The organism is Streptomyces sp. NPDC014894 (assembly GCF_043080985.1).
In the GTDB taxonomy this organism is placed as follows: Bacteria; Actinomycetota; Actinomycetes; order Streptomycetales; family Streptomycetaceae; genus Streptomyces.
On the sequence record NZ_JBIBWD010000001.1, the window covers coordinates 734,416 to 758,590 of the forward strand.

Annotated in this window: 20 protein-coding genes; 16 read left to right on the top strand and 4 right to left on the bottom strand. The window is 74.1% G+C overall.

The annotated features are described in order from the left end of the window. Nucleotides 1-4 precede the first annotated feature (4 nt). Nucleotides 5-1,462 (bottom strand): ethanolamine permease, encoded by a 1,458-nt coding sequence (gene eat / locus ACF089_RS03145; protein ID WP_392020992.1) that lies wholly within the window; start codon nt 1,460-1,462, stop codon nt 5-7. Between the two features lie 91 nt (nt 1,463-1,553). Continuing rightward, complete coding sequence (locus ACF089_RS03150) at nt 1,554-2,276, bottom strand: FadR/GntR family transcriptional regulator (RefSeq protein WP_392020994.1); 723 nt, start codon at nt 2,274-2,276, stop codon at nt 1,554-1,556. 79 nt (nt 2,277-2,355) lie between these two features. Here ACF089_RS03150 and ACF089_RS03155 point away from each other — a divergent pair, with 79 nt between their 5' ends. From ACF089_RS03155 to ACF089_RS03170, 4 genes are all read left to right on the top strand, one after another. Then, a complete protein-coding gene (locus tag ACF089_RS03155) occupies nt 2,356-3,720 on the top strand; it encodes a glutamine synthetase family protein (protein ID WP_392020997.1) in 1,365 nt (454 codons plus the stop codon). Nucleotides 3,721-3,789: 69 nt separating this feature from the next. Continuing rightward, nucleotides 3,790-5,178 carry an aldehyde dehydrogenase family protein gene (locus ACF089_RS03160; RefSeq protein WP_392020999.1) on the top strand — a complete coding sequence of 463 codons (1,389 nt, stop codon included), beginning with the start codon at nt 3,790-3,792 and terminating at the stop codon, nt 5,176-5,178. Nucleotides 5,179-5,184: 6 nt separating this feature from the next. Further along, on the top strand, nt 5,185-5,967 hold the full coding sequence (locus tag ACF089_RS03165) for a 3-oxoacyl-ACP reductase (protein WP_392021002.1): 783 nt from the start codon (nt 5,185-5,187) through the stop codon (nt 5,965-5,967). A 73-nt stretch (nt 5,968-6,040) separates the two neighbouring features. Continuing rightward, on the top strand, nt 6,041-6,499 hold the full coding sequence (locus tag ACF089_RS03170) for a pyridoxamine 5'-phosphate oxidase family protein (RefSeq protein WP_392021005.1): 459 nt from the start codon (nt 6,041-6,043) through the stop codon (nt 6,497-6,499). Between the two features lie 89 nt (nt 6,500-6,588). On the opposite strand, the gene ACF089_RS03175 is transcribed toward ACF089_RS03170, so the two are convergent. After that, nucleotides 6,589-7,791: an amino acid deaminase/aldolase gene (locus tag ACF089_RS03175; RefSeq protein ID WP_392021008.1), complete on the bottom strand. Its 1,203-nt coding sequence runs from the start codon at nt 7,789-7,791 to the stop codon at nt 6,589-6,591. A 1,567-nt stretch (nt 7,792-9,358) separates the two neighbouring features. Here ACF089_RS03175 and ACF089_RS03180 point away from each other — a divergent pair. The 3 genes from ACF089_RS03180 (at nt 9,359) to ACF089_RS03190 (ending at nt 12,365) form a co-directional block, all read left to right on the top strand. Then, nucleotides 9,359-10,336 carry a hypothetical protein gene (locus ACF089_RS03180; protein WP_392021010.1) on the top strand — a complete coding sequence of 326 codons (978 nt, stop codon included), beginning with the start codon at nt 9,359-9,361 and terminating at the stop codon, nt 10,334-10,336. After that, nucleotides 10,333-11,511: a type VII secretion-associated serine protease mycosin gene (mycP, locus tag ACF089_RS03185; RefSeq protein ID WP_392021011.1), complete on the top strand. Its 1,179-nt coding sequence runs from the start codon at nt 10,333-10,335 to the stop codon at nt 11,509-11,511. The genes ACF089_RS03180 and mycP overlap by 4 nt, the downstream gene beginning before the upstream one ends. 125 nt (nt 11,512-11,636) lie before the next feature. Then, nucleotides 11,637-12,365 carry an SseB family protein gene (locus tag ACF089_RS03190; RefSeq protein WP_392021013.1) on the top strand — a complete coding sequence of 243 codons (729 nt, stop codon included), beginning with the start codon at nt 11,637-11,639 and terminating at the stop codon, nt 12,363-12,365. Between the two features lie 18 nt (nt 12,366-12,383). Here the strand turns inward: ACF089_RS03190 and ACF089_RS03195 are convergent, their stop codons facing one another. Further along, on the bottom strand, nt 12,384-12,782 hold the full coding sequence (locus ACF089_RS03195) for a DUF1844 domain-containing protein (RefSeq protein WP_392021014.1): 399 nt from the start codon (nt 12,780-12,782) through the stop codon (nt 12,384-12,386). A gap of 305 nt (nt 12,783-13,087) precedes the next feature. Between ACF089_RS03195 and infC the strand changes: the two genes are divergently transcribed. From infC to ACF089_RS03240, 9 genes are all read left to right on the top strand, one after another. Continuing rightward, nucleotides 13,088-13,780, top strand: a complete 693-nt coding sequence (gene infC, locus ACF089_RS03200) for a translation initiation factor IF-3 (protein ID WP_392021614.1) — start codon at nt 13,088-13,090, stop codon at nt 13,778-13,780. A 125-nt stretch (nt 13,781-13,905) separates the two neighbouring features. After that, entirely contained in the window at nt 13,906-14,100 is a 195-nt protein-coding gene (rpmI, locus tag ACF089_RS03205) for a 50S ribosomal protein L35 (protein ID WP_153480691.1), read from the top strand. A 119-nt stretch (nt 14,101-14,219) separates the two neighbouring features. Further along, a complete protein-coding gene (rplT, locus tag ACF089_RS03210; RefSeq protein ID WP_190124401.1) occupies nt 14,220-14,606 on the top strand; it encodes a 50S ribosomal protein L20 in 387 nt (128 codons plus the stop codon). 128 nt (nt 14,607-14,734) lie between these two features. Beyond that, nucleotides 14,735-15,571, top strand: coding sequence for a TrmH family RNA methyltransferase (locus ACF089_RS03215; protein ID WP_392021018.1), 837 nt, complete (start codon nt 14,735-14,737; stop codon nt 15,569-15,571). Between the two features lie 140 nt (nt 15,572-15,711). Beyond that, on the top strand, nt 15,712-16,833 hold the full coding sequence (locus tag ACF089_RS03220) for an ATP-binding protein (RefSeq protein ID WP_392021021.1): 1,122 nt from the start codon (nt 15,712-15,714) through the stop codon (nt 16,831-16,833). A 212-nt stretch (nt 16,834-17,045) separates the two neighbouring features. Then, on the top strand, nt 17,046-18,167 hold the full coding sequence (pheS, locus tag ACF089_RS03225) for a phenylalanine--tRNA ligase subunit alpha (protein WP_392021024.1): 1,122 nt from the start codon (nt 17,046-17,048) through the stop codon (nt 18,165-18,167). Then, nucleotides 18,167-20,701, top strand: coding sequence for a phenylalanine--tRNA ligase subunit beta (gene pheT, locus ACF089_RS03230; RefSeq protein ID WP_392021026.1), 2,535 nt, complete (start codon nt 18,167-18,169; stop codon nt 20,699-20,701). Before pheS ends, pheT begins: the two co-directional genes overlap by 1 nt. Nucleotides 20,702-21,376: 675 nt before the next feature. Further along, nucleotides 21,377-22,495, top strand: coding sequence for a PP2C family protein-serine/threonine phosphatase (locus tag ACF089_RS03235; RefSeq protein WP_392021029.1), 1,119 nt, complete (start codon nt 21,377-21,379; stop codon nt 22,493-22,495). Nucleotides 22,496-22,786: 291 nt separating this feature from the next. Then, complete coding sequence (locus ACF089_RS03240) at nt 22,787-24,127, top strand: transcriptional regulator (protein WP_392021032.1); 1,341 nt, start codon at nt 22,787-22,789, stop codon at nt 24,125-24,127. Nucleotides 24,128-24,175: the final 48 nt, after the last annotated feature.

Below are 24,175 nucleotides of genomic sequence, written 5' to 3' on the forward strand. Positions count from 1 at the left end.
CCGTTCAGGTGCGCTTGAGTTCCGACTCGGCCGCCGCGAGCGCCGCGAACTCCTCCTCCGGAGCCCTGGCCACCAGATGCCGTCGACTGTAGATCGCGAAGTAGGCGAGTGCGACGGCGTACAGCCCCAGCGCGATGAGCGCCGCCCCGGTGTCCACCAGAAAGGTCGCCACCAGCGCGGAGAGGGCGAGGACGAACGCCGTGGACGAGGTGAGCACGCCCCCGGGGGTGCGGTAGGGCCGGGGGAGTTCCGGTTCGCGGCGGCGCAGCACGATGTGGGAGAGGGACATCAGGGCGTAGCTGATCGTCGCGCCGAAGACGGCGATGTTCAGCATGCGGGCCCCGTCGCCGCTGGACGCGGCCAGGGTGAAGCCGATCGCGCCGGGCACCAGCAGCCCGAGGTAGGGCGATCTGCGGCGGCTGGTGAGGGAGAGGAAGCGGGGCAGATAGCCGGCCCGGGAGAGGGCGAAGAGCTGGCGGGAGCCCGCGTAGATGAGGGAGAAGAAGGACGCCACCAGCCCGGCGAGCCCCGCGTAGTTGACGAAGCGGCTCAGGGCCGTCGCCCGGTCCCCGTCCTGGACCGCGACCACCAGCGGGTTCCCGGCCTCCTGGAGGGCCGCCGAGCCGCGTGCGCCGGTGGCGGCGAGGAAGGTGAGGGCGGCGAGGAGCACCAGGACGCCCAGCGAGAGGGCGAGCGCCCGGGGCATCGAGCGCACCGGGTCCTTGGCCTCCTCGGCCGCGAGCGGGACGCCCTCGACGCCGAGGAAGAACCACATGCCGAAGGGGAACGCCGCCCAGATCCCCAGCAGTCCGAACGGCAGCCAGGAGTTCGCGCCGAACGCCTCCGGATCCACCGGGATGTCGTCGAGCCGGTCCGCGCTGAACTCGGTGAACGCGCCGACGGCGAAGATCAGCAGCGCGGCGACGGCGATCGCGGTCACGATCAGACTGAACCTCAGCGCCTCGCCGACGCCCCAGAGATGGATCCCGATGAAGATCGCGAAACACGCGAGCAGCACCGGCCATCCCGAGGTCAGACCGAAGAGCCCGAGGGATTCGACATAGTCGCCGATGAAGAGGGAGATCGCGGCGGGCGCGAGAATGTACTCGATCAGAATCGCCGTACCGGTCAGGAATCCGCCCCAGACGCCGAGCGCCCGGCGGGCGAAGCCGTATCCGCCGCCCGCCGTGGGCAGGATCGCCGACAGCTCGGCGAGCGCGAAGACGAGACAGGCGTACATCACGCCCATCAGCACAGTGGCGATCGCCAGCCCGCCGAAACCGCCCTTCGCGAGGCCGATGTTCCATCCCGAGAAGTCCCCGGAGACGACATAGGCCACCCCGAGCCCGGTGAGCAGCAGCCACCCCGCGCTGCCCCGGCGCAGGGCGCGCCGGCTGAGATACGGATCGTGGGGCGAGGCGTCGGCGGGGGAGAGGACGCGGTCGGTGGTGCCTTCGGCCATGGAAGCTCCTGGCGTTCAAAGGTTTGTAGGAACACCTTTGCGATCGGTGCCGGGTCGCGCAAGCCCCCGCGCGGGCGCCGCCGGGAATCGGTCAGGGCAGAAAGCCGCGCAGCAGCGCCGCCGTTCCCTCGCAGTGCTCCCGCATCACCTCGCGCGCGCCCTCCGGATCCGCGTCGAGCACCGCCTCGACCAGCGCCGTGTGCTGGTGCTGGGAGTGCTCCAGATTCCGCACCAGCAGCGGAATGCAGTCCAGCAGGTCGTTGAGGGTCGCGCGGACGGCCGCGTACTGGGCGGTGAGGCTCGGGGAGCCCGCCAGCTCCGCCAGCGTCAGATGGAGCAGGGTGTCCCGCCTGCGGTACTCGGCCAGCGGCGCGTCATGGGTGGCCGCGAGCGCCGCGCGCAGCCGCCGGGCGTCCGCCTCGCCGGGCGGCCGGGCCGCGCACAGCCCCGCGGCCCCGACCTCCAGCACCTCGCGGAAGCGCAGGGTGTCCTCCACGTCCACCCCCGCCAGCCGCCGCCGCAGCTCCGCCTCGCCCGCGTCGGGCCGGTCCCGTACGAACGTGCCGCCGTACCGGCCCCGCCTGCTCTCCACCAGCCCCTGATCGGCGAGGACCTTGAGCACCTCGCGCAGGGTGACCCGGCTGATCCCCAGCCGCTCGGCCAGCTCGCGCTCGGCCGGCAGCCGCCGCCCCGCGGGCACCAGCCCGAGCCGCAGCAGCTGGAGGATCTGCTCCAGCGCCTCCTCGAAGCCGTTGCCCGCGCGCACCGGACGCAGTACGGGTTCCAGCCGATTCGGGTCATCAGTGGTGGCCACGCCGACGTTTCCTCTTCCGTATCAATGGTCTCCGGCAATACCTTATGGCTTCCGGCTGATCCAAGGAGGCGTACGTCCCGTGGCAGACCGCACACCCCCGCTCGGCGTCGAGGAGCTGCGCGCCCTCGTCGCGAGCGGTGAGATCGACACCGTGGTGCTCGCCTTCCCCGATATGCAGGGGCGGCTCCAGGGCAAGCGGTTCGCCGCGCCGTTCTTCCTCGACGAGGTGCTGGAGCACGGCTCCGAGGGCTGTGACTACCTCCTCGCCGTCGATGTGGAGATGAACACCGTCGACGGTTACGAGATGTCGTCCTGGGACCGGGGCTACGGCGACCTCGCCATGCGCCCCGACCTCGCCACCCTGCGCCGCGTCCCCTGGAACGAGGGCACCGCCCTGCTCGTCGCGGACCTCGCCCGGAGCGACGGATCCCCCGTGCCGGCCGCCCCCCGCCAGATCCTCCGCCGCCAGCTGGACCGGCTCGCCGCCCTCGGCCTCACCGCCCAGGTCGGCACCGAGCTGGAGTTCATCGTCTTCAAGGACACCTACGAGGAGGCCTGGGACCGCGCCTACCGGGGCCTCACCCCGGTGAACCAGTACAACACCGACTACTCCGTCCTCGGCACCGGCCGCGTCGAACCCCTGCTGCGCCGGATCCGCCGGGAGATGGCCGCCGCCGGGCTGACCGTCGAATCCGCCAAGGGCGAGTGCAGCCCCGGCCAGCAGGAGATCGTCTTCCGCTACGACGAAGCCCTCGTCACCTGCGACCAGCACACCGTCTACAAGACCGGCGCGAAGGAGATCGCCGCCCAGGAGGGCTACGCGCTCACCTTCATGGCCAAGTACGACGAGCACGAGGGCAACTCCTGCCACATCCATCTCTCCCTCACCGACGCCCAGGGCGAGAACGCCATGGCGGACGACGGGCCCGGCGGAATGTCGCCGCTGATGCGCAGCTTCCTCGCCGGGCAGCTCGCCGCGCTGCGGGACTTCTCCCTGCTGTACGCGCCCAACATCAACTCCTACAAGCGGTTCCAGCCCGGCTCCTTCGCCCCCACCGCCGTCGCCTGGGGCCACGACAACCGCACCTGCGCCCTGCGCGTCGTCGGACACGGCCGCTCCACCCGCTTCGAGAACCGGCTGCCGGGCGGCGACGTCAACCCCCACCTCGCCGTCGCCGGCCTCGTCGCGGCGGGACTCCACGGCGTCGAACAGGGACTGGAACTGCCCGACGAGTGCACCGGCAACGCCTATACGGGGGAGTACGCCCATGTCCCCGCCACCCTCCGCGAAGCCGCCGAACTCTGGGAGAACAGCCCCGTCGCCAAGGCCGCCTTCGGCGACGAGGTCGTCGCGCACTACAGCAACATGGCGCGCGTCGAACTCACCGCCTTCGACGCCGCCGTGACCGACTGGGAGCTGCGCCGCTCCTTCGAACGACTCTGAGGGCGGGCGAGGGATGACCGCGCCGACCGCGCCGACCGCGCCGACCGCGCCGACCGCGACGGCCCGACCGTGACGACTGCGAGGAAGACCGTGCACCCCACCCACCACCGAGTCCTCAACCCCGCCACCGGCGAGACCGTCGCCACCGTCCCCGCCACCACCGCCCCCGAGGTCGACGCCGCCGTCGCGCGGGCCGCCGCCGCCCAGCGGCACTGGGCCGCGGCCGCCCCCGCCGACCGCGCCCGGCTGCTGCGCCGCTTCGCCGTCGTCGTCGACGGACACATCGAGGAACTCGCCCGCCTGGAGGTCCGCCAGGCCGGACACACCATCGGCAACGCCCGCTGGGAGGCCGGCAACGTCCGCGATCTGCTGGACTACTCCGCCGGCGGGGTCGAACGCCTCACCGGCCGGCAGATCCCCGTCGCGGGCGGCCTCGACATCACCCTCCTCGAACCGCTCGGCGTCGTCGGCGTGATCGCCCCCTGGAACTTCCCCCTCCCCATCGCCGCCTGGGGCTCCGCCCCCGCACTCGCGGCCGGGAACGCCGTACTCCTCAAACCCGCCGAGACCACCCCGCTGACCGCGCTGCGCCTCGCCGAACTCGCCCTGGAGGCCGGTCTGCCCGAACACCTCTTCCAGGTGCTCCCCGGCGCGGGCGACACCGCCGGACGGGCCCTGGTGGACCACCACGGCGTCGCCAAGATCGTCTTCACCGGCTCCACCCGCGTGGGCAGGTCCGTCGCCGCCCGCTGCGCCGAACAGATGAAACCGGCCACCCTCGAACTCGGCGGCAAGAGCCCCAATGTGATCTTCGCCGACGCCGATCTCGACGCCGCGGCCGCCGCCGCCCCCATGTCCTTCCTCGACAACAGCGGCCAGGACTGCTGCGCCCGCAGCCGCATCCTGGTGCAGCGCACCGTGTACGACCGCTTCCTGGAGCTGCTCGCCCCCGCGATCGAGGCCGTCGTCGTCGGAGACCCCGCCGACGAGAAGACCCAGATGGGCCCGCTGATCTCCCGACATCAGCTCGACCGCGTCCGCGGCCATGTCCCCGACGACCTCACCGGAATCCGGGGCGCCGCCCCCGAAGGACCCGGCTTCTGGTTCCCCCCGACCGTCCTCACCGGGGTCGCGCCCGATGCCCCCGTCGCCCGCGAGGAGGTGTTCGGACCGGTCGCCGTCGTCCTCCCCTTCGAGGACGAGGCCGACGCCGTCCGGCTCGCCAACGCCACCGACTACGGACTCTCCGGCTCCCTCTGGACCCGCGACCTCGGCCGCGCCGTCCGCGTCTCCCGCGCGATCCAGGCCGGCAACCTCTCCGTCAACTCCCACAGCAGCGTCCGCTACGGGACGCCGTTCGGCGGCTTCAAACAGTCCGGCCTCGGCCGCGAACTCGGCCCCGACGCCCTCACCGCCTTCACCGAGACCAAGAACGTGTTCTTCAGTACGGAGGCCTGAACACCCATGACCGAGACACCCGTCTGCCGCCGCCTCGTCGGCCGCACCGCAGTCATCACCGGAGCCGGCAGCGGCATCGGCCTCGCCACCGCCCACCGGCTCTCCTCCGAGGGCGCGAACGTCGTCTGCGCCGACATCGACGAGACGGCCGGCAAGGCCGCGGCCGAAGCCGTCGACGGACTCTTCGTCCAGACCGACGTCACCGACGCCGACCAGGTCGAAGCGCTCTTCAGGACGGCGTACGACGCCTACGGCTCCGTCGACGTCGCCTTCAACAACGCCGGAATCTCCCCTCCCGAGGACGACTCCATCCTCACCACCGGCCTGGAGGCCTGGCAGCGCGTCCAGGACGTCAACCTCACCTCCGTCTACCTCTGCTGCAAGGCGGCCCTCCCCTATATGCGCCGCCAGGGCCGCGGCTCGATCATCAACACGGCCTCCTTCGTCGCCCGCATGGGCGCCGCGACCTCGCAGATCTCCTACACCGCCTCCAAGGGCGGCGTCCTCGCCATGTCCCGCGAACTCGGCGTCCAGTTCGCCCGCGAGGGCATCCGCGTCAACGCGCTCTGCCCGGGCCCCGTCGACACCCCGCTGCTCCGGGAGCTGTTCGCCAAGGACCCCGAGCGCGCCGCGCGCCGCCTCGTGCACATCCCCGTCGGCCGCTTCGCCCACGCCGAGGAGATCGCGGCGGCCGTCGCCTTCCTCGCGAGCGACGACGCCTCCTTCGTCAACGCCACCGACTTCCTGGTGGACGGAGGGCTCTCCGGGGCGTACGTCACCCCCCTGTAGAGCACCGCCGGACTCCCCGGCCCGCGGTGATATCACGGGAACACCGTTACGGGGGAGGGGAGTTGAGCGGGGTATGACACAGAAGCCGGGGCCGCGCGCCCTCTCCGACGACACCCTCTCCGAACTGCTGGCAGGCCAGCAGTTCGGAGTCCTCGCCACCCTCGGAAAGGGCGGCCACCCCCATCTGACCACCATGGTCTACGGCTGGGACCCCGACGCCCGCGTCGTCCGCTTCTCCACCACCGCCGACCGCGTCAAAGTGAGACAGCTGCGCCGCGACCCCCGTGCCGCGCTCCATGTGCGCGGCGACGACGTGTGGTCCTTCGCCGTCGCCGAGGGAGAGGCCGAGCTGTCCGAGATCGCCGCCGAGCCCGGCGACGCCGTCGGCCGCGAACTGCTCGCGCTGCTCCCCGAGGCCGCCCGCCCCGCCGACGAACAGGGCTTCCTGGAGCAGATGGTGGCCGAGCGCCGAGTGGTGGTGCGGCTGAGAGTGAACCGGCTGTACGGGGCGGTGATCGACGTCAGCGACTGAGGCTCCCGGGACCCGTCCGGCCGGCCCCGGGCGGCCGCTCGCCCCGCTCTCCCGAGGAGGCCGGGGCCGGGCGGGCCCGCCCGTACGGCTCACAGGAAGGCGCGGGCCTCGCCCCGGTAGGTCGGGGCTCCGTCGGTCACCCGGTCGCCCTCGATCAGCCACAGCGTCTCGAAGCGCTCGCACATCTCCCCGGCCTTCGCGTGCCGGAACCAGACCCGGTCCCCGATCAGCAGATCGTCGGCGGGCGGCCCCAGCAGCGGGGTCTGCACCTCGCCCGCGCCCTCCCTCGGGTCGTACCGCAGCCCCTCGGGGAGATACGGGACCGGGAGCCGGTCCCGGCCCGCCGGGCCGGACGCCGGATAGCCGCCGCCGAGCACCGTCACCGCGCCCACCCCCGGACGGCGCACCACCGGCTGCGCGAACAGCGCCGCCGGCCGCCCCGAGAACGAGCTGTAGTGATCGAACAGCCTCGGCATGAACAGCCCCGAACCAGCCGCGACCTCGGTCACCGCCGCCTCGGCCGCCGTCTGCGCCACGCTCCCGGTGCCGCCGCCGTTGACGAACTCCAGCTCGGGGGCGACCGCCCGCACCGCGCGCACCGCCTCCGCCCGCCGCCGGACGAGATCGGCCCGCGCCACCCGCTGCATCAGCCGTACGGCGCGCGAGGTCAGCGGAGCGCCGTCCCAGGAGTCCCCGACGCCCGCGATATGCCCCTCGTACGCCATCACCCCCACCAGCCGGAACCCGGGCCGCCGGGCGACCGACCGGGCCAGGGCGGCCAGTTGGTCCGGCTCGCTCAGCGGGGAGCGGCGCGCCCCGATCCGTATCCGGCCGCCCAGCAGCCGCAGCGCGGTGTCCAGCTCCAGACAGACCCGGATCTCCTCCCGGCCGCCCGCCCGCGCCCGGTCGGCGAAGTCCAGCTGCGCCGGGTCGTCGATCATCACGGTCACCGCGGCGGCGAGCTTGGGATCGCCCGCCAACTCGGCGAAACCCGCCCTGTTCACGGAGGGATAAGCCAGCAGGACGTCGTCGAACCCCGACCGCGCCAGCCACAGCGACTCGGCGAGCGTGAACGACATCACCCCGGAGAACCCCTCCCGGGCGAGCACCCGCTCCAGAAGCGCCCGGCAGCGGACGGACTTGCTCGCCACCCGGACGGGTTTGCCGCCCGCCCGGCGCACCAGATCGTCCGCGTTGGCGTCGAAGGCGTCGAGGTCGACCACCGCGAACGGCGCGTCGAGATGGGCGGTGGCCCGGTCGTAGCGGGCCCGGTCGGCGGCGCGTGACGTCATGGGCCGAGCCTGCCAGACCGGATTACCGCTGGGTAGGGGGACGTTTTGGGCAGATCCCCACGAGGCCGGGGTCACGGTCCCGTGGGACGCGCGCCAACCCGTAGAGTGACGCAGACGCGGTGATGGACGGGGTGCCCGCTGAAAGGGGAACCGCCGTTCACGGGGACGAGATACGGGGGGCGGAATGAGCACGGAGGCAGAACGCCCTCCCCTCCCAGGCTCCCCGGCCCCCGACGACGAACCTCTGCCACCTCCCTCCCGTGCCTCGGAAGCGCTGCTTCCCCCCAAACCCCCGACGGAACCGCCGCGTTCGGGCCTCGCTGACCTCGTACGCGCCGAACAGCGCGACCCGGCCCCGCCCGCCCCGCGCCGGGACCCCGCGGACGACCGCCCCGGGGACACCGACACCCGGTCGCTGCGACGGGAGCCCGCGCCCCGCGCCCAGGACCCCAGGGCCGCCTGGCCCGGGCCCTCCGCCGCCGCCGAGGAGCGCCCCGCCCCGCCCCTGCCCCCGCGCCCGCCCGCCCCGCCCCGCCAGAACCCGGCCGCCCGCCCCGCCGACCTCCCGCGCCCCCGCCTCTCCCAGGACCCCGTCCGCGCCTCGGACCCCGTCTGCGCCTCGGGTCCCGTCCCTGCCTCGGAGTCCGTCCGCGCCTCGGGTCCCGTCCGCGCCTCGGACCCCGTCCCTGCCTCGGGTCCCATCCGCGCCTCGGAGTCCGTCCGCCCTTCGGGAAGTCCCGCCGTGCCGCCGTCGCGGCCGCCGGGAGACCCCGCCGTCCCGTCGCCGCGCCCCGATACCGCGCCCGGCCGTACGGCGCGTCCCGCGCGGGACGCGGGCGGCGCGGGGCCCTCCGGCCCTCCGGCCGCCCCCGCCCGCCCGGCCGAGCCCTCGGCCGGCCCGGGCGCCGCGTCCGACCGCGCCGCGAAGCCCGCGCAGGGCCCGGACACCCCGACCGCCGCCGCCCCGCCCCGCCCGGCGGGGAGTCCCCTCTTGCCCCCGGCCCGCTCCGACAGCGCCGCGCGACCCGCGCCGGACTCGGCCGCCCCGCCCCGCCCCGACTCCGCCGGCCGGCCCGTCCGGGACTCGGCCGCGCCGGCCCGTCCGGCCGGGAACGCCCCCGTACCCCCGCCCCGCCCCGGCTCCGCGCCCGGTCGTGTCGCGCGGCCCGCGCAGGGCGAGGGCGCGCCGGAGCGGGCCGGTGAGCGGTATCGGCGCGATCTTCCCGGCACCGCACCCGGCCGCCCCGCGCCGCCCCGCCAGGGCCCGGGCGCACCGGCCGCGCCCGCCGAGGCCCCGGCCGGGCGGCCCCCGCGAACGACCGCGCCGGACCGGGTCCCGCCCGCGCCCGCCGGCGGCCCGGCGCGCGCGGACGCCCGCGCCCGTACCGAAGCGGACTCCCGCCGGCCCGGCGAAGCGCCCCGCGAGGGCGCGCCGTCGTCGCCGCTCGCGGGCCGGCCCGCGACACCCGTCCGGCGGGACCACCCCGGCGCTCGGAGCGGCCAGGACCTCCCCGGCGCACCCGGCCGCCCCGCGCCGCCCCGTCAGGGCCCGGGCCCGACCCCGGGCGTGCCCGCCCGTCCCGCCGTGCCCCCGCCGGGCCCCGTGCCCCGGCAGGGGACCGACGCGGGGGAGCGGCCGCCCCGGCGGCCGGCGGCGTACGAGACGCCCATCGACATCACCGCGCGGCTGCGCCCCGTCGGCGAACTCCCCGGCCCCCGCCCCGCCGACGCCTGGCCGCCGCCCGAGCACCCCGCCGAGACCACCGCCCGGCTGCGCCCCGTCCGCGCCCGCCACCCCATACGCACCGCCGCCGCCCTCACCTGCGCGGTGCTCGGCCTCGGGCTCATCGGCGGCGCGGCCACCGGGAGCTGGCTGACCGGGGACTCCAGCGCCGACGCCGCCGCCCACACCGCGTACTCCGAGGGCCGCACCCTCTGGCACAGCCTCCCCGTCGACACGTTCTTCCCCCGCACCCTCGACGGCGAGGGAGCGGGCCCCGGCGGGGCCGACCGGGTCTGGACCCGGATCGTCGTCGCGCCCGACGGCGACTGCGCCACCAGCCTCGACCCGCTCCTCACCCGGGCGCTGGAGCCGGTCGGCTGCGCCCGGGTGCTGCGCGCCACCTACACCGACGCCACCTCCAGCCATGTCACCACCGTCGGACTGGTCTTCACCAAGGGCGACGCCCAGGCCATGCGGGCGCTCGACACCCGCTTCCGGGCCGAGGGCCTCGACAAGCGCCGCGATCTGATGCCGCGCGCCCTCCGGGGCCCCGGCACCGTCGCCGCCCGCTTCGGCGACCGCCAGCGCGCCAGCTGGCGCGTCAGCGTCCTCACCGACGCGCCGGTCGTCGTCTTCTCCGTCTCCGGCTTCGCCGACGGCCGGGCCGTCGCCGACCCCAGGCCCGCCGCCGAGGCCCAGGCCAAGGGGGCCACCTCCGCCCCCGCGCAGTCGGGCCTCGGCCATGAGGCCGAGGGGATCGCCGACGGCGTCGAACGGGGACTGCGCAGAAGTCTCAGCACGGCGATGGAGCCCGGGACATGACCAGAGCACGCGGCCGCGTCCGTATCGCCGCCACCCTCGCGGCCACCGCCTTCGCCCTGCTGCCCGCGTTCCCGGCGCACGCGGACGGGATAAGGCCGCAGCAGTGGGGGCTCGACGCCCTCAACACCGAGGAGGCGTGGCGCACCACCAAGGGCGAGGGCGTCACCGTCGCCGTGCTCGACACGGGCGTGGACGACCAGCACGCCGATCTGATGGGCAATGTGCTGCCCGGCAAGGACCTCATCGGCTTCGGCGCGACCCGGGGCGACCGGGCCTGGGCCCGCCACGGCACCGCCATGGCGGGCATCATCGCCGCCCACGGCCACGGCCCGGGCGGCGAGGACGGGGTCATGGGCATCGCGCCCGGGGCCAAGATCCTGCCCGTCCGCGTCATCCTCGAAAGCGGCGACGCGGCCCGGGACAAGGCCCGCAACTCGCGGGGCACCGCCCTCGCCGAGGGCATCCGCTGGGCCGCCGACCAGGGCGCGGACATCATCAACCTCTCCCTCGGCGACGACAGCGAGTCCGCCCACGCGGAGGCCGGCGAGGACGCCGCCGTGCAGTACGCGCTCGCCAAGGGCTCCGTGGTCGTCGCCTCGGCGGGCAACGGGGGGGAGAAGGGCGACCGGGTCTCCTACCCCGCCGCCTACCCCGGAGTGATCGCCGTGACCGCCGTCGACCGCTTCGGCACCCACGCCGCCTTCTCCACCCAGCGCTGGTACGCCACCGTCAACGCGCCCGGCGTCGACGTGGTCATCCCGGACCCGGACCGCAAGTACTACCAGGGCTGGGGCACCAGCGCGGCCGCCGCCTTCGTCTCCGGCGCGGTCGCCCTCGTACGCTCCGCGCACCCGGAGCTGACCCCGGCCCAGATCAAGAAGCTCCTCACGGACACCGCCCGGAACAGCCCCGCGAACGGCCGCGACGACGCCAAGGGGTACGGAATGGTCGACCCGGCCGCCGCGATCAAGGCGGCGTCGGAGCTGCGGCCCGCCGACCCGAAGGCGGCGACGGCGGGGTACGGCCGGCAGTACTTCGGCCCCGGACCCCAGCGGGTGGAGGCCGCCGAGGAGCCCGCGGACTGGCTCGCCCCGGTGGCGGGCGGCGCCGGCGCGCTGGTGCTGGCCGGCGCGATGGTGCTCTGGAGGGGTACGCGGGGGACCGCGCGCTCCTGAGCCCCGCCCCCGCGCCCCGGGCGGCCCCCGAAGCCCCGCGCCGACCAGGCCCGGGCCCAGCCCCACGCCCCCCGGCCGCCCGCCCCGCGCGCCGGGCCCGCCACGCGACGAACTACGCTCGTCGCGTGGCGCTCAAGAACATTCCCGACCCCGGTTTCTCCGACGACGACGGCACCGCCGACCCGCGGCTCGCCGCGGCCCTCGCGGCCTGGTCCCGCGACCGCGCCGCCGAGGGGCCGGTGCTCGAAGCGCTCCTCGGAGCCCGGCTGCTGGTCCCCGTGGTCGCCGTCCTCGGCGAGGTGGAGACCGACGAGAACGGGCTCCGCCGGGAGAAGACCAGCGACATGGCCGTGCCCACCCTCACCGCGGGCGACCGCCGGGCCCTGCCCGCCTTCACCTCGATCGACTCCCTCGCCCGCTGGGACCCCGCGGCCCGCCCGGTCGCCGTCCCCCTCCACCAGGCCCTCCGGGCCGCCGCCCACGAGCGGGCCGACACCCTCGTACTGGATCTCGCCGGGCCCGTGACGTACCAGCTCAGCGGCCCCGCGCTGCTCGCCCTCGCCGAGGGCCGCACCCGGACGGACCCGCTGGGCGACCCCGCCGTCACCGGAGCGGTACGGGACGTGGTCGCCGCCGAGTCCGCCGTGGTCCGCGCCCATCTGGGGCCGGGCAGCGCGGACGGCACGCTCGCCCTGGTGCTCGCCGCCGGCACGGACCCGGGACCGGCCGTCCGCCGGCTCGCCGAGGCCCTGGCGGGCCACGACGTACTGAGGGCCCGCCTGGTGCGGGGCCTCGACCTGGCACTGCTGCCGGCCGAGGCCACCCCTCCGGGCGAGCCCCTCTTCGTACGGTAGGCGGACGGCCGTCAGCCGTCAGCCGTAGACCGGGCCGGTGTACTTCTCGCCCGGGCCCTTGCCCGTCTCGTCCGGCACCAGCGACGCCTCGCGGAAGGCCAGCTGGAGCGACTTCAGCCCGTCGCGCAGCGGCGCGGCGTGGAAGGAGCTGATCTCGGTGGTGCTCGCGTCCAGCAGACCCGCCAGCGCGTGCACCAGCTTCCGCGCCTCGTCCAGGTCCTTGTGCTCGTCGCCCTCCTCGGTCAGACCGAGCTTGACCGCGGCGGCGCTCATCAGATTCACCGCGACGGTGACGATCACCTCGACGGCGGGCACCTCCGCGATGTCGCGGGCCATCGAGTCGAAGTCGGGCGATCCGGGGGCGCCGGTCGTGTCGGTCGGGCCGGCCGTGCCGGCGGAAGGGGAGGTGTCGCTCATGACGCACACGATATGCCCCGCCGCCGGCGACCCGGCCGGGGCCACCGGTTAGCGGCCGGGGCGCGGAACTGCTAACCTTGTGTGACGACCGGCTGGACATATCTGTGTCCGGCCCACAAGTGGAGGCTCCGATCTCCCACCTGACCGTCCTCCGGGACGGCGGGTCACCGGTCAGGTGATGCCCATCGTTCCGTACGGACGATGGAAATCGCCCGATGTGCGCCCTGCGGCTGGCCGCGGCGGTGCTCCGGTTTTGGAGCTCCCGCCTGTGTCCCGTCCGGGGCATTTTTCATGTTCCGGCGCGGTTGGTCTTACCAAACAGACGTTGCGCGGCTGTCTGCCAGTCGGCCGCGCAGTGCTACCGAGGAGGATCCATCAGCGCCGAGCCCCGCATCAACGACCGGATTCGCGTTCCGGAAGTGCGGCTTGTCGGTCCCAGCGGCGAGCAGGTCGGGATCGTCCCGCTTGCCAAGGCCCTCGAGCTCGCTCAGGAGTACGACCTCGATCTGGTCGAGGTCGCGGCGACCGCGAGGCCGCCCGTGTGCAAGCTCATGGACTACGGGAAGTTCAAGTACGAGTCGGCCATGAAGGCCCGTGAGGCGCGCAAGAACCAGGCGCACACGGTCATCAAGGAGATGAAGCTCCGCCCGAAGATCGACCCGCACGACTACGACACCAAAAAGGGTCACGTCGTCCGGTTCCTCAAGCAGGGTGACAAGGTCAAGATCACGATCATGTTCCGCGGTCGTGAGCAGTCCCGGCCCGAGCTCGGCTACCGCCTGCTCCAGCGTCTCGCTTCCGACGTCGAGGACCTCGGGTTCATCGAGTCGAACCCGAAGCAGGACGGCCGGAACATGATCATGGTCCTCGGCCCGCACAAGAAGAAGACCGAGGCCATGGCCGAGGCACGCGAGGCCCAGGCCGCCCGCAAGGCCGACCGTGAGGTCGCGAAGGCCCAGGCCGACGCGCCCGCGGCGGAGACGCCTTCCGAGGGGTGACCCGAGGGGCTGCCGCGAGGCGCCCCCGGTCCCGCCCGGATCCACAACCAAGATCTGACGCTCCCGCACGCATGCCGGTACCCCGTGTGCCGGGGGAGCGCCACTGACGAGGAGATAACGGCGCTATGCCGAAGAACAAGACGCACAGCGGTTCCAAGAAGCGCTTCAAGATCACCGGCTCCGGCAAGGTGCTCCGTGAGCGCGCCGGCAAGCGCCACCTGCTCGAGCACAAGCCGTCCACGCTGACGCGTCGCCTCTCGGGCAACGCGGAGATGGCTCCGGGCGACGCCAAGAAGATCAAGAAGCTTCTCGGCAAGTGACGTCCGCTCTGTCTTCGCCCCCGGTGACGGGGACGGGGGCGGAACGACGTCGGGACCGGGACCTCATCGAATTCGGGCCGTGTGGGTATCACCGCGGCCCCGCTACAAGGAGTTAACAAGTGGCACGCGTCAAGCGGGCAGTCAACGCCCACAAGAAGCGCCGGGCGATCCTCGAAGCCGCCAAGGGCTACCGCGGTCAGCGTTCGCGTCTGTACCGCAAGGCCAAGGAGCAGGTCACCCACTCCCTGGTCTACAACTACAACGACCGCAAGAAGCGCAAGGGCGACTTCCGTCAGCTGTGGATCCAGCGCATCAACGCCGCTGCCCGCGAGAACGGCATGACGTACAACCGCCTCATCCAGGGTCTGAAGGCCGCCAACATCGAGGTGGACCGCAAGATCCTGGCCGAGCTGGCCGTCAACGACGCCAACGCGTTCGCCGCGCTGGTCGAGGTCGCGCAGAAGGCTCTGCCGGCCGACGTCAACGCGCCGAAGGCCGCCGCCTGAGCCTCGCGCCCAGATGTGTGCTTTCCGGACCCGCAGGCCCCTGGCCTGCGGGTCCGCGTGCGTCTGCCGGTCCGGTGACCTCGTCCCGGCCGAGCCCCCGAAGAACCCCGTGCAGCGAAAGTGAGTTCATGGCCGCCCCCGAGTTGATCTCCCCGCGCTCCTCCCGTGTCGCCGCGGCCCGCCGGCTCGCGAAGCGGAACTTCCGCGGCAAGGAGCGGCTGTTCCTCGCCGAAGGGCCCCAGGCCGTACGGGAGGCCGCCCGGCACCGGACCGGAGGCGAGGCGACCCTGGTGGAGCTGTTCACCACTCTGGAGGCCGCCGAGCGGTACGCGGACATCATCGGCGCGGCGCGCGACGCCGGGGCGCAGATCCATCTCGCCGACGAGACGGTGATCGCCGACATCTCGACCACCGTCACCCCCCAGGGCCTCGTCGGCGTCTGCCGCTTCCTGGACTCGCCCTTCGAGGCCGTCGTGGCGGCACGGCCGAAACTCGTCGCCGTCCTCGCCAACGTGCGCGACCCCGGGAACGCCGGCACCGTCCTCAGGTGCGCCGACGCGGCCGGGGCCGACGCCGTGGTGCTCACCGACGCCTCCGTCGACCTCTACAACCCCAAGGCCGTCCGCGCCTCCGTCGGCTCCCACTTCCATCTGCCGGTCGCCGTCGGCGTACCCGTCGAGCTGGCCGTACGCGCCCTCAAGGACGCGGGCGTCCGCGTCGTCGCCGCCGACGGCGCGGGCGAGGACGACCTCGACGACGAACTGGACGCGGGCGCCATGGGCGGTCCCACCGCCTGGATCTTCGGCAACGAGGCCTGGGGACTGCCCGAGGAGACCCGGGCCCTCGCCGACGCCGTCGTCCGGGTGCCGATCCACGGAAAGGCCGAAAGTCTGAACCTGGCGACCGCCGCGGCCGTATGCCTCTATGCCTCAGCGCGCGCCCAGCGCGCCGGGGGCGCGCGCTGAAGCGACGCGGGCCCTCGGCGAGCGGCGGGGCTCACTGGGGGAGCGCACTCGCTCAGGGGCTCCGCACTGTCACATTCAGCTAGTAGGGTGACGGGCTCGGGGGCCCACTGAGCGCCGGCCGAGAGGTGGGGATTACGGGGATGGCAGTCGGGACGAGCAGGTCCATGGAGACGACACACGTACTGCTGTGCCCGGTCGGCGATCCCGGCGCGCTCGGGGTCGATCCCGACGACCTCCCCGACGGACTCGTCGTCGCCGACGAGCGGGGCCGGATCGTCTGCTTCAACGCCGCCGCCGCCCGGATCACCGCCGTCGACCGCGACGAGGCCCTCGGACTGCCCCTGGAGCGGGCGCTGCCCCTGGAAGACCTGAAGGGCCGCCGCTGGTGGACCCTGACCGACCCCTACGGCGGCCTCTCCACCCGGGTGGGCCAGCCCGAGCGCAATCTCCTGCTGCCCGGCGGCCGCGAGGTCCTCGTCTCCGCGCGCTATGTGCGCGAGCGCCCCACCGGCCCGATACGCCGGCTCGTCATCAGCCTCCGCGGCACCGAGGCCCGCCGCCGCAACGAGCGCAGCCACGCCGAGCTGATCGCCACCGTCGCCCACGAGCTGCGCTCCCCGCTCACCTCCGTCAAGGGCTTCACCGCCACCCTGCTCGCCAAGTGGGAACGGTTCACCGACGACCAGAAGCGGCTGATGCTGGAGACCGTCGACGCCGACGCCAACCGCGTCACCCGGCTCATCGCCGAGCTGCTCGACATCTCCCGTATCGACTCCGGACGGCTGGAGGTGCGCCGCCAGCCCGTCGACATCGCCGCCGCCGTCGGCCGCCACGTCCAGGCCCACATGGCCGCGGGCCAGAGCCCCGACCGCTTCTTCGTCCGCGTCCGCCGCGAGCTGCCCGCCCTGTGGGCCGATCCCGACAAAATCGACCAGGTCCTCGGCAACCTGCTGGAAAACGCGGTGCGCCACGGCGCGGGAACCGTCACCATCGAGGTGGCGCCGGCAGCGGCGAAGGACGACGAGAGAGGCACGGCCGTCACCGTGAGCGACGAGGGCCCCGGCATTCCCGAGGAGTCGATGAGCCGCGTCTTCACCCGCTTCTGGCGCGGGAGCAAGCGCGGCGGCACCGGCCTGGGCCTCTACATCGTCAAGGGCATCGTCGAGGCCCACGGCGGCGCCATCACCGTCGGCCGCGGCCCCGGGGGCGGCGCCGAGTTCCGATTTATCCTGCCCGTGGGCGCCCCGGCCTATCTGGCCTGAGCCCCCCACGGGCTTCCCGCACCCGCCGTGACACCGCCCCGGCGGGGTGCGCGGGGACCGTCCCACGGACCGGTGTACCCCGCACGCCCTTTAGACTCGGCCCTTGGCACCTTCGTGCCCGCGGACGTCGAGCCGGGCACCAAGGTCCGGGGGTGTCCCCCGGTACACGCAGCATTCAGCGCAGCATCAGCCAATCGGAAGCACGGGAAGAGATGTCGGCACCGAACAAGTCGTACGACCCTGTCGAGGTCGAGGCACTGAAACCGGAAGAGATCGAGCGCATGCGGGACGAGGCGCTCGCCGCCTTCGCCGCCGCGGGCGACCTCGACGCGCTCGCCCACGAGAAGGTCGCGCACACCGGCGGAACCTCGCCGCTGGCGCTCGCCAACCGTGAGATCGGCGCGCTGCCGCCGCAGGCGAAGGCCGAGGCCGGAAAGCGCGTGGGCCAGGCCCGCGGCGCGGTCAGCAAGGCGCTCGCCGCCCGCCAGACCGAGCTGGAGGCCGAGCGCGACGCCCGGGTGCTGGTCGAGGAGGCGGTGGACGTCACCCTGCCGTACGACCGGGTCCCGGCGGGCGCCCGCCACCCGCTCACCACCCTCTCGGAGCGCATCGAGGACGTCTTCGTCGCCATGGGCTACGAGGTCGCCGAAGGCCCCGAGGCCGAGGCCGAGTGGTTCAACTTCGACGCGCTGAACATCGGCCCCGACCACCCCGCGCGCGGCGAGGCCGACACCTTCTTCGTGGCCGGCCCCGATGGCGCCGCGGACTCCGGGGTCGTCCTGCGCACCCACACCTCCCCGGTGCAGATCCGCTCGCTGCTGGACCGCGAGCCGCCGGTGTACGTCATCTGCCCCGGCCGCGTGTACCGCACCGACGAGCTGGACGCCACCCACACCCCCGTCTTCCACCAGGTCGAGCTGCTCGCCGTGGACGAGGGCCTGACCATGGCCGACCTCAAGGGCACCCTGGACCACATGGTGCAGGCCCTCTTCGGCGAAGGCGTGACGACCCGGCTGCGGCCGAACTTCTTCCCCTTCACCGAGCCGTCCGCCGAGATGGACATGGTCTGCTACGTCTGCCGCGGCGCGTCCGTCGGCAATCCGGACCGGCCCTGCCGCACCTGCTCCAGCGAGGGCTGGATCGAGCTGGGCGGCTGCGGCATGGTCAACCCCAAGGTGCTGGTCGCCTGCGGGGTGGACCCCAACAAGTACAGCGGATTCGCCTTCGGGTTCGGCATCGAACGGATGCTGATGTTCCGCCACAACGTCGAGGACATGCGAGACATGGTCGAGGGCGACGTCCGGTTCACCCGGCCGTTCGGGATGGAGATCTGATGCGGGTCCCGCTTTCATGGCTGCGGGAGTACGTCGACCTGCCGGCGACGGAGACCGGCCGTGACGTACAGACCAGGCTCGTCGCCGCCGGCCTCGAGGTCGAGGCCGTCGAGGAACTGGGCGCCGGGCTCAAGGGCCCGCTGGTGGTCGGACAGGTCCGCGCCATCGAGGAGCTGACCGAGTTCAAGAAGCCCATCCGGCACTGCCTGGTGGACGTGGGCCGGGCCGGAGGAGGCCCCGACCACCCGCAGGAGATCATCTGCGGCGCCCGGAACTTCGCCGTCGGCGACAAGGTCGTCGTGGCCCTGCCCGGCGCGGTGCTGCCCGGCGACTTCCAGATCGCCGAGCGCAAGACGTACGGCCGGATGTCCCGCGGCATGATCTGCTCCGGCGACGAGCTGGGCATGGGCGACGACGGCAGCGACGGCATCATCGTCCTGCCGCCCGAGACCGAGATCGGCGCCGACGCCACCGTGCTCCTGGAGCTGTACGACGAGGTCCTCGACATCGCCGTCACCCCCGACCGCGGGTACTGCCTCTCCCTGCGCGGCGTCGCCCGCGAGGCCGCCACCTCCTACGGGATCCCGCTGCGCGACCCCGCGCTGCTGGACGTGCCGGGGCCGAACGCGCACGGCTACCCCGTCAAGGTCGCCGACCCGATCGGCTGCGACCGCTTCACCGCGCGCACCGTCACCGGGCTCGACCCCGAGGCGCGCTCCCCGATCTGGCTCCGCCGCCGCCTCCAGAAGGCCGGCATGCGCCCGATCTCGCTCGCCGTCGACATCACCAACTACGTGATGCTCGAACTCGGCCAGCCGCTGCACGCCTACGACCGCACCCTCGTCGAGGGGACCATCGGCGTCCGCCGGGCCGAGGCCGGGGAGAAGCTCACCACCCTCGACGGCGTCACCCGCACCCTGGACGCCGGGGACCTCGTCATCACCGACGACCGCGGGCCGATCGGCCTCGCGGGCGTCATGGGCGGCGCCGACACCGAGATCGCCGACGCCGCCCCCGACCCGGAGACCGGCGCCGTCCGGGGCACCACCGAGGTCGTCATCGAGGCCGCGCACTTCGACGCGGTCTCCATCGCCCGCACCGCGCGCCGCCACAAGCTCTCCTCCGAGGCCTCCAAGCGCTTCGAGCGCGGAGTGGACCCGCTGGCCGGGGCCGCCGCCGCGCAGCGCACCGTCGATCTGCTGGTGCTGCTCGCCGGCGGGACCGCCGAGGCCGGGGTCACCCACGTCATCTCGCCGTCCGCGCCGCGCACGGTGTCGATGGCCGCCGCCCACCCCGACCGGGTCGCGGGCGTCGAGTACGGCCGGGAGACCGTCGTACGCCGCCTCCAGGAGGTCGGCTGCGACGTCTACGGCCAGGACGAGCTGGTCGTCACCGTCCCCTCGTGGCGTCCCGACCTCACCGAGCCCAACGACCTCGCCGAAGAGGTCATCCGGCTGGAGGGGTACGAGAACCTGCCCTCCACGCTGCCCCGGCCGCCGGCCGGACGCGGGCTCACCGAGGGACAGCGGCTGCACCGCAGGGTCGGCCGCGCGCTCGCCGGGGCCGGCTACGTCGAGGCGCTGAACTACCCCTTCATCGGCGCGAAGGTCCTCGACCAGCTCGACCTCCCGGCGGACGACCCCGCCCGCCGGCTGGTCACACTCGTCAACCCGATCTCCGACGAGGAGCCCGCGCTCCGCAGCACGCTGCTCCCCGGACTGCTCGGCGCGCTGCGCCGCAACGCCGGGCGCGGCAGCCACGACCTCGCGCTCTTCGAGACCGGGCTGGTCTTCCACCCGGCCGCCGGGGAGAGCCGGCCGCTGTCGCTGCCGGTGGACCGCAGGCCCACCGACGAGGAGATCGCCGTCCTCGACGCCGCGCTGCCCGTACAGCCGCGGCACGCCGCCGTCGTCCTCACCGGAGCCCGTGAGCGGGCCGGCTGGTGGGGTGCCGGGCACCCGGCGGACTGGGCCGACGCGATCGAGGCCGCCCGGATCGTCGCCCGCGAGTCGGGGGCCGCGCTCACCTCCGAGCAGGCGCAGTACGGTCCGTGGCACCCCGGCCGCTGCGCCGCGCTCTCCGTCTCCGTCGACGGGGTGAAGACGCTCGTCGGACACGCCGGAGAGCTGCACCCGCGCGTGGTCAAGGCGCTGGGGCTGCCCGAGCGCACCTGCGCCATGGAGCTGGATCTGGACCTGGTCGAGAAGGCGGGCGACAGCACGCTCGCCGCGCCGCGGATCTCCACGTTCCCGGTGGCCACCCAGGACGTGGCGCTCGTCGTGGACGCCGGGGTGCCGGCCGCCGAGGTGGAGAGCGCGCTGACGGACGGGGCGGGGGAGCTGCTGGAGTCGATCCGGCTGTTCGACATCTTCACCGGGGAGCAGCAGCTCGGTGAGGGGAAGAAGTCGCTGGCGTACGCGCTGAGGTTCCGGGCGGGGGATCGGACGCTGACCGTGGAGGAGGCTTCGGCCGCGCGGGACGCGGCGGTGGAGGTCGCCGCGCGGCGGACCGGGGCGGTGCTCCGGGGGGCCTGATCCCCGACACCCCTCGGCGCAGGGGCGCACCCGATTCCCGGGTGCGCCCCTGCGCCTGTTTCGCGCGCCCGCGGGGTGTGGTGCGGGCTGTCGTCGGGGGCGCTGCCCCCGGGCCCCTGCGCCTCAATCGCCGGCGGGGCTGGGTGTGGTGCGGGCCGTTGTCGGGGGCGCTGCCCCCAAGCCCCCGCGCCTCAATCGCCGGCGGGGCTTGGGTCGGCCGATGCCCGCCGGCGGGGCTTGGTTTTGCTGATGCCGGCGGCGGGGCTTGGGTCGGCCGATGCCTGCCGGCGGGGCTGGGTGTGGTGCGGGCCGTTGTCGGGGGCGCTGCCCCCGAGCCCCGGCGCCTCAATCGCCGGCGGGGCTTGGGTCGGCCGATGCCCGCCGGCGGGGCTTGGTTTTGCTGGTGTCGTCGGTGGGGCTTGGGTCGGCGGATGCCCGCCGGCGGGGCTTGGTTTTGCTGGTGTCGTCGGTGGGGCTTGAGTCGGCCGGATGCCTGCCGGCGGGGCTTGATTCCGGGTTTGGTGGGTGGGATCAGGAGGCGCAGGGGTCCCTCGGATCACTCTTTCGGGTGAGAACAGTAAGCGTTTGCGGTCCGTCGGCCGTTCGGTCGAAAGAATCGAACCGGCTGCCTGGGCGGCCCGAGACGCCGGAGAGGGCCTACGAGGGGACCACGGCATGATGCGCATCAGGGCGATACGCCCGCTCCCGGCCGTGAACAGCGCGGCCGCCCGGCGGGGCGCCCCGCGAGGGGGCTCGCTGCGGCGGATTCGGGAGCGGTGGCGGAAGCCGGTGCGCGGGCGGAGGGTGCGCGGGATGCTGCCGCTGGGGCTGCCGGTGGCCTGTGGGGCCGCGGCGCTGACGTGGCGGGTCGGGCTGCCGGACGAGCACCCCGAGAGCCTGGGCGAGCGGATCGTCGCCGGTGTCGTGCTGCTCGCTCTCGGCAGCGGACTGGTCATGGGCGCGCGGAGCCGCCTCCGCCGCGAACTGCGCCGGGTCCGCGCCGTCGCGGACGCGGCCCAGCGGGCGCTGCTGCGCCCGCTGCCCCCGCGCCTCGGCGGCCTCAGCCTCGCCGCGAGCCCGCTCTCCGTCGGCGGCGATCTCTACGCGGCGGTGGCCACCCCGCACGGCGTCCGTGTGCTCATCGGCGACGTCCGGGGCCATGGACTGCCCGCCCTCGCCACCGTCGCCACGGTCCTCGGAAGCTTCCGGGAGGCCGCCCACGACGAACCGGGCCTCGGCGGCGTACTGCGTCGGCTGGACCGCTCCGTACAGCGGCATCTGCGGGAGCCCGAGCGCCGGCCCGCCGACGACGGCGAGGAGTTCGTGACCGTACTGCTGCTCCAGATCGGCGCGGACGGCTGCCTGCTCGCCCTCAACTGCGGCCACCCCTGGCCGTACCGGCTCGGCGGCGACGGCGGCGTCCGGGCGCTGGCGAGCGCCGAACCGCTGCCGCCGCTCGGGCTCTTCCCGCTCCCCGCCGAGCTGTCCGTGCGCCGCTGCGCGCGGCTGCGGCCCGGGGAGACGCTCTTTCTGCACACCGACGGCGCGGCCGACGCCCGGGACGCGGCCGGGCGGTTCTTTCCGCTGGAGGCCGTGCTCGCCGAGGCGGTCACCGGCCCCTGCCCCGCCCCCGCCGGTCTGATCGAGTCCGTCGGCTCCCAGCTGCTGCGTCACACCGGCGGACGGCTCGCCGACGATGTGGCCCTGCTCGTGGTGCGCGACGACCGGGCTCGGGCCCCGGCGCGGTGTGGGGAAACACCGCGCCGGACCCGACGGCAGCCCTCCACCCGCTAGCAGCGTGGGTCGTGCGCCCTTTGTGGCGGGCGGAGGACTGCCCTGCGGCCGACGGCGCCCGCCCTGCCGCGGAGTGTCGGGCAGATTCGGCAGGACGGACGACGCTCACGGCGACCACCGCACTGAACGAGGGGGAGCCCGGTGGTCCGGCCGCCTCTGTGAGAGGCATTTCAGTCAACACGCGGGCCCGTACCGGGGGCAGAGCGCGCGCGGCCCGGATCGGGGCACTCGCTTCACACCCCGTGCGAACGCCCTTCCACTACGCTGAACGGACAGAGTCCCGGAGGGGCCATGCAGCCCAACACCCTGCTCGACGCCTTGCTCGACGAGGCCGGTTTCTCCCACGCGGGCCTCGCCGCCCGGGTCAATCAGGCGGGCCGCTCCCGAGGACTGACGCTGCGGTACGAGCACACCGCCGTGGCCCGCTGGCTGAAGGGCCAGCGCCCGCGCGGACAAGTGCCCGACCTGATATGCGAGGTGCTCGCCGCCCGGCTGCGACGGGCCCTGACGCTCGGCGACATCGGCCTCGGGGTCAACCGGGACACGGTCGGCGAGCCCGGCTCCCCGCTCTCCGGTTTCGTGGAGCGGGCCGCCGCGCTCTGGCGCTCCGACGAGCAGCAGCGACGCCACATCATCGACGCCCCCGCCGTCACCGGAACCCCCGCCGTGATGCCCGTCTGGGAATGGGAGAACCCGCCCGAGGACGCCGATGTCTCCCGCACCGGCCGGACCAGCGTCTCCATGGCCGACATCGGCATGCTGCGGGCCGCCAGGGCGCACTACGAGCTGATGTACCGGCGGGCCGGCGGCATGGTCACCCGCACCCGGATCGTCGGATTCCTGAACACCGAGACCGCGCCCCTGCTCCGCGGCTCCTACGACGACGCGCTCGGCCGCCAGCTGCACCGGGCGACCGGCGGGCTGGTCGCCGTCGCCGGGATCTGCGCGTACGACTCCGACGCCCACGGCCTCGCCCAGCGCTACTTCCACCAGGCGCTGCGCCTGGCGAAGGCGAGCGGCGACCGGGGTCTGGGCGCCTATGTGATCGCGCTGCTGGTGAACCAGTCGCTGTACATGGCCGAGTACCGGCAGGCGGTGGCGTTCGCGGAGGCGGCGCTGCGGGCCTCGGGCGGCCGGATCACCCCGGCGCTCGCCTCCGATCTGCACGCCATGCAGGCCAAGGCGTACGCCCATCTCGGCGACGGGGCCGCCGCCCTGGGCTGTATCCGGCGCGCCGAGCAGGAGGCCGAGCGCATCCAGCGCGGATACGAGCCGGACGAGACCGGCTATGTCCAGCCGGGGCTGGTCAATGTGCAGGTCGCCGAGGCGCTGCTCAGCCTGGGGGATCTGACCGCCGCCCATGAGCACGCGGCGGCCGCAGTCGGCTCCCCCGCGCACGACCGGGGCCGGGTCCACCGGCTCGCGATGCTCTGTCAGATCGAGCTGCGCCAGGGCGAGGCCGACCGGGCCGCCGACCGGGCCGCCGAGATGGCCGTCCAGGTCCGGGGCATGGAGTCGCAGCGGCTGCGGGACCGGCTGCGCGCGGTGCGCGAACATCTGGTGGCCAGCGGCTCGTCCCGGGCCAAGGACGCCACCGAACTCATCGACGGGGCCCTGCGCGTGCCCCTGTGAGGCCGTGACGCGTTTCCGATGCCCGGCCGACGCCTTTTCCGCCCTACC

What these genes read in the sequence shown, in the direction of transcription:
- eat (WP_392020992.1), bottom strand. Translation starts at nt 1,462, where the DNA reads ATGGCCGAAGGCACCACCGACCGCGTCCTCTCCCCCGCCGACGCCTCG.
- ACF089_RS03165 (WP_392021002.1), top strand. Translation starts at nt 5,185, where the DNA reads ATGACCGAGACACCCGTCTGCCGCCGCCTCGTCGGCCGCACCGCAGTC.
- ACF089_RS03170 (WP_392021005.1), top strand. Translation starts at nt 6,041, where the DNA reads ATGACACAGAAGCCGGGGCCGCGCGCCCTCTCCGACGACACCCTCTCC.
- ACF089_RS03175 (WP_392021008.1), bottom strand. Translation starts at nt 7,791, where the DNA reads ATGACGTCACGCGCCGCCGACCGGGCCCGCTACGACCGGGCCACCGCC.
- mycP (WP_392021011.1), top strand. Translation starts at nt 10,333, where the DNA reads ATGACCAGAGCACGCGGCCGCGTCCGTATCGCCGCCACCCTCGCGGCC.
- ACF089_RS03195 (WP_392021014.1), bottom strand. Translation starts at nt 12,782, where the DNA reads ATGAGCGACACCTCCCCTTCCGCCGGCACGGCCGGCCCGACCGACACG.
- rpmI (WP_153480691.1), top strand. Translation starts at nt 13,906, where the DNA reads ATGCCGAAGAACAAGACGCACAGCGGTTCCAAGAAGCGCTTCAAGATC.
- ACF089_RS03215 (WP_392021018.1), top strand. Translation starts at nt 14,735, where the DNA reads ATGGCCGCCCCCGAGTTGATCTCCCCGCGCTCCTCCCGTGTCGCCGCG.
- ACF089_RS03220 (WP_392021021.1), top strand. Translation starts at nt 15,712, where the DNA reads ATGGCAGTCGGGACGAGCAGGTCCATGGAGACGACACACGTACTGCTG.
- pheS (WP_392021024.1), top strand. Translation starts at nt 17,046, where the DNA reads ATGTCGGCACCGAACAAGTCGTACGACCCTGTCGAGGTCGAGGCACTG.
- pheT (WP_392021026.1), top strand. Translation starts at nt 18,167, where the DNA reads ATGCGGGTCCCGCTTTCATGGCTGCGGGAGTACGTCGACCTGCCGGCG.
- ACF089_RS03235 (WP_392021029.1), top strand. Translation starts at nt 21,377, where the DNA reads ATGATGCGCATCAGGGCGATACGCCCGCTCCCGGCCGTGAACAGCGCG.
- ACF089_RS03240 (WP_392021032.1), top strand. Translation starts at nt 22,787, where the DNA reads ATGCAGCCCAACACCCTGCTCGACGCCTTGCTCGACGAGGCCGGTTTC.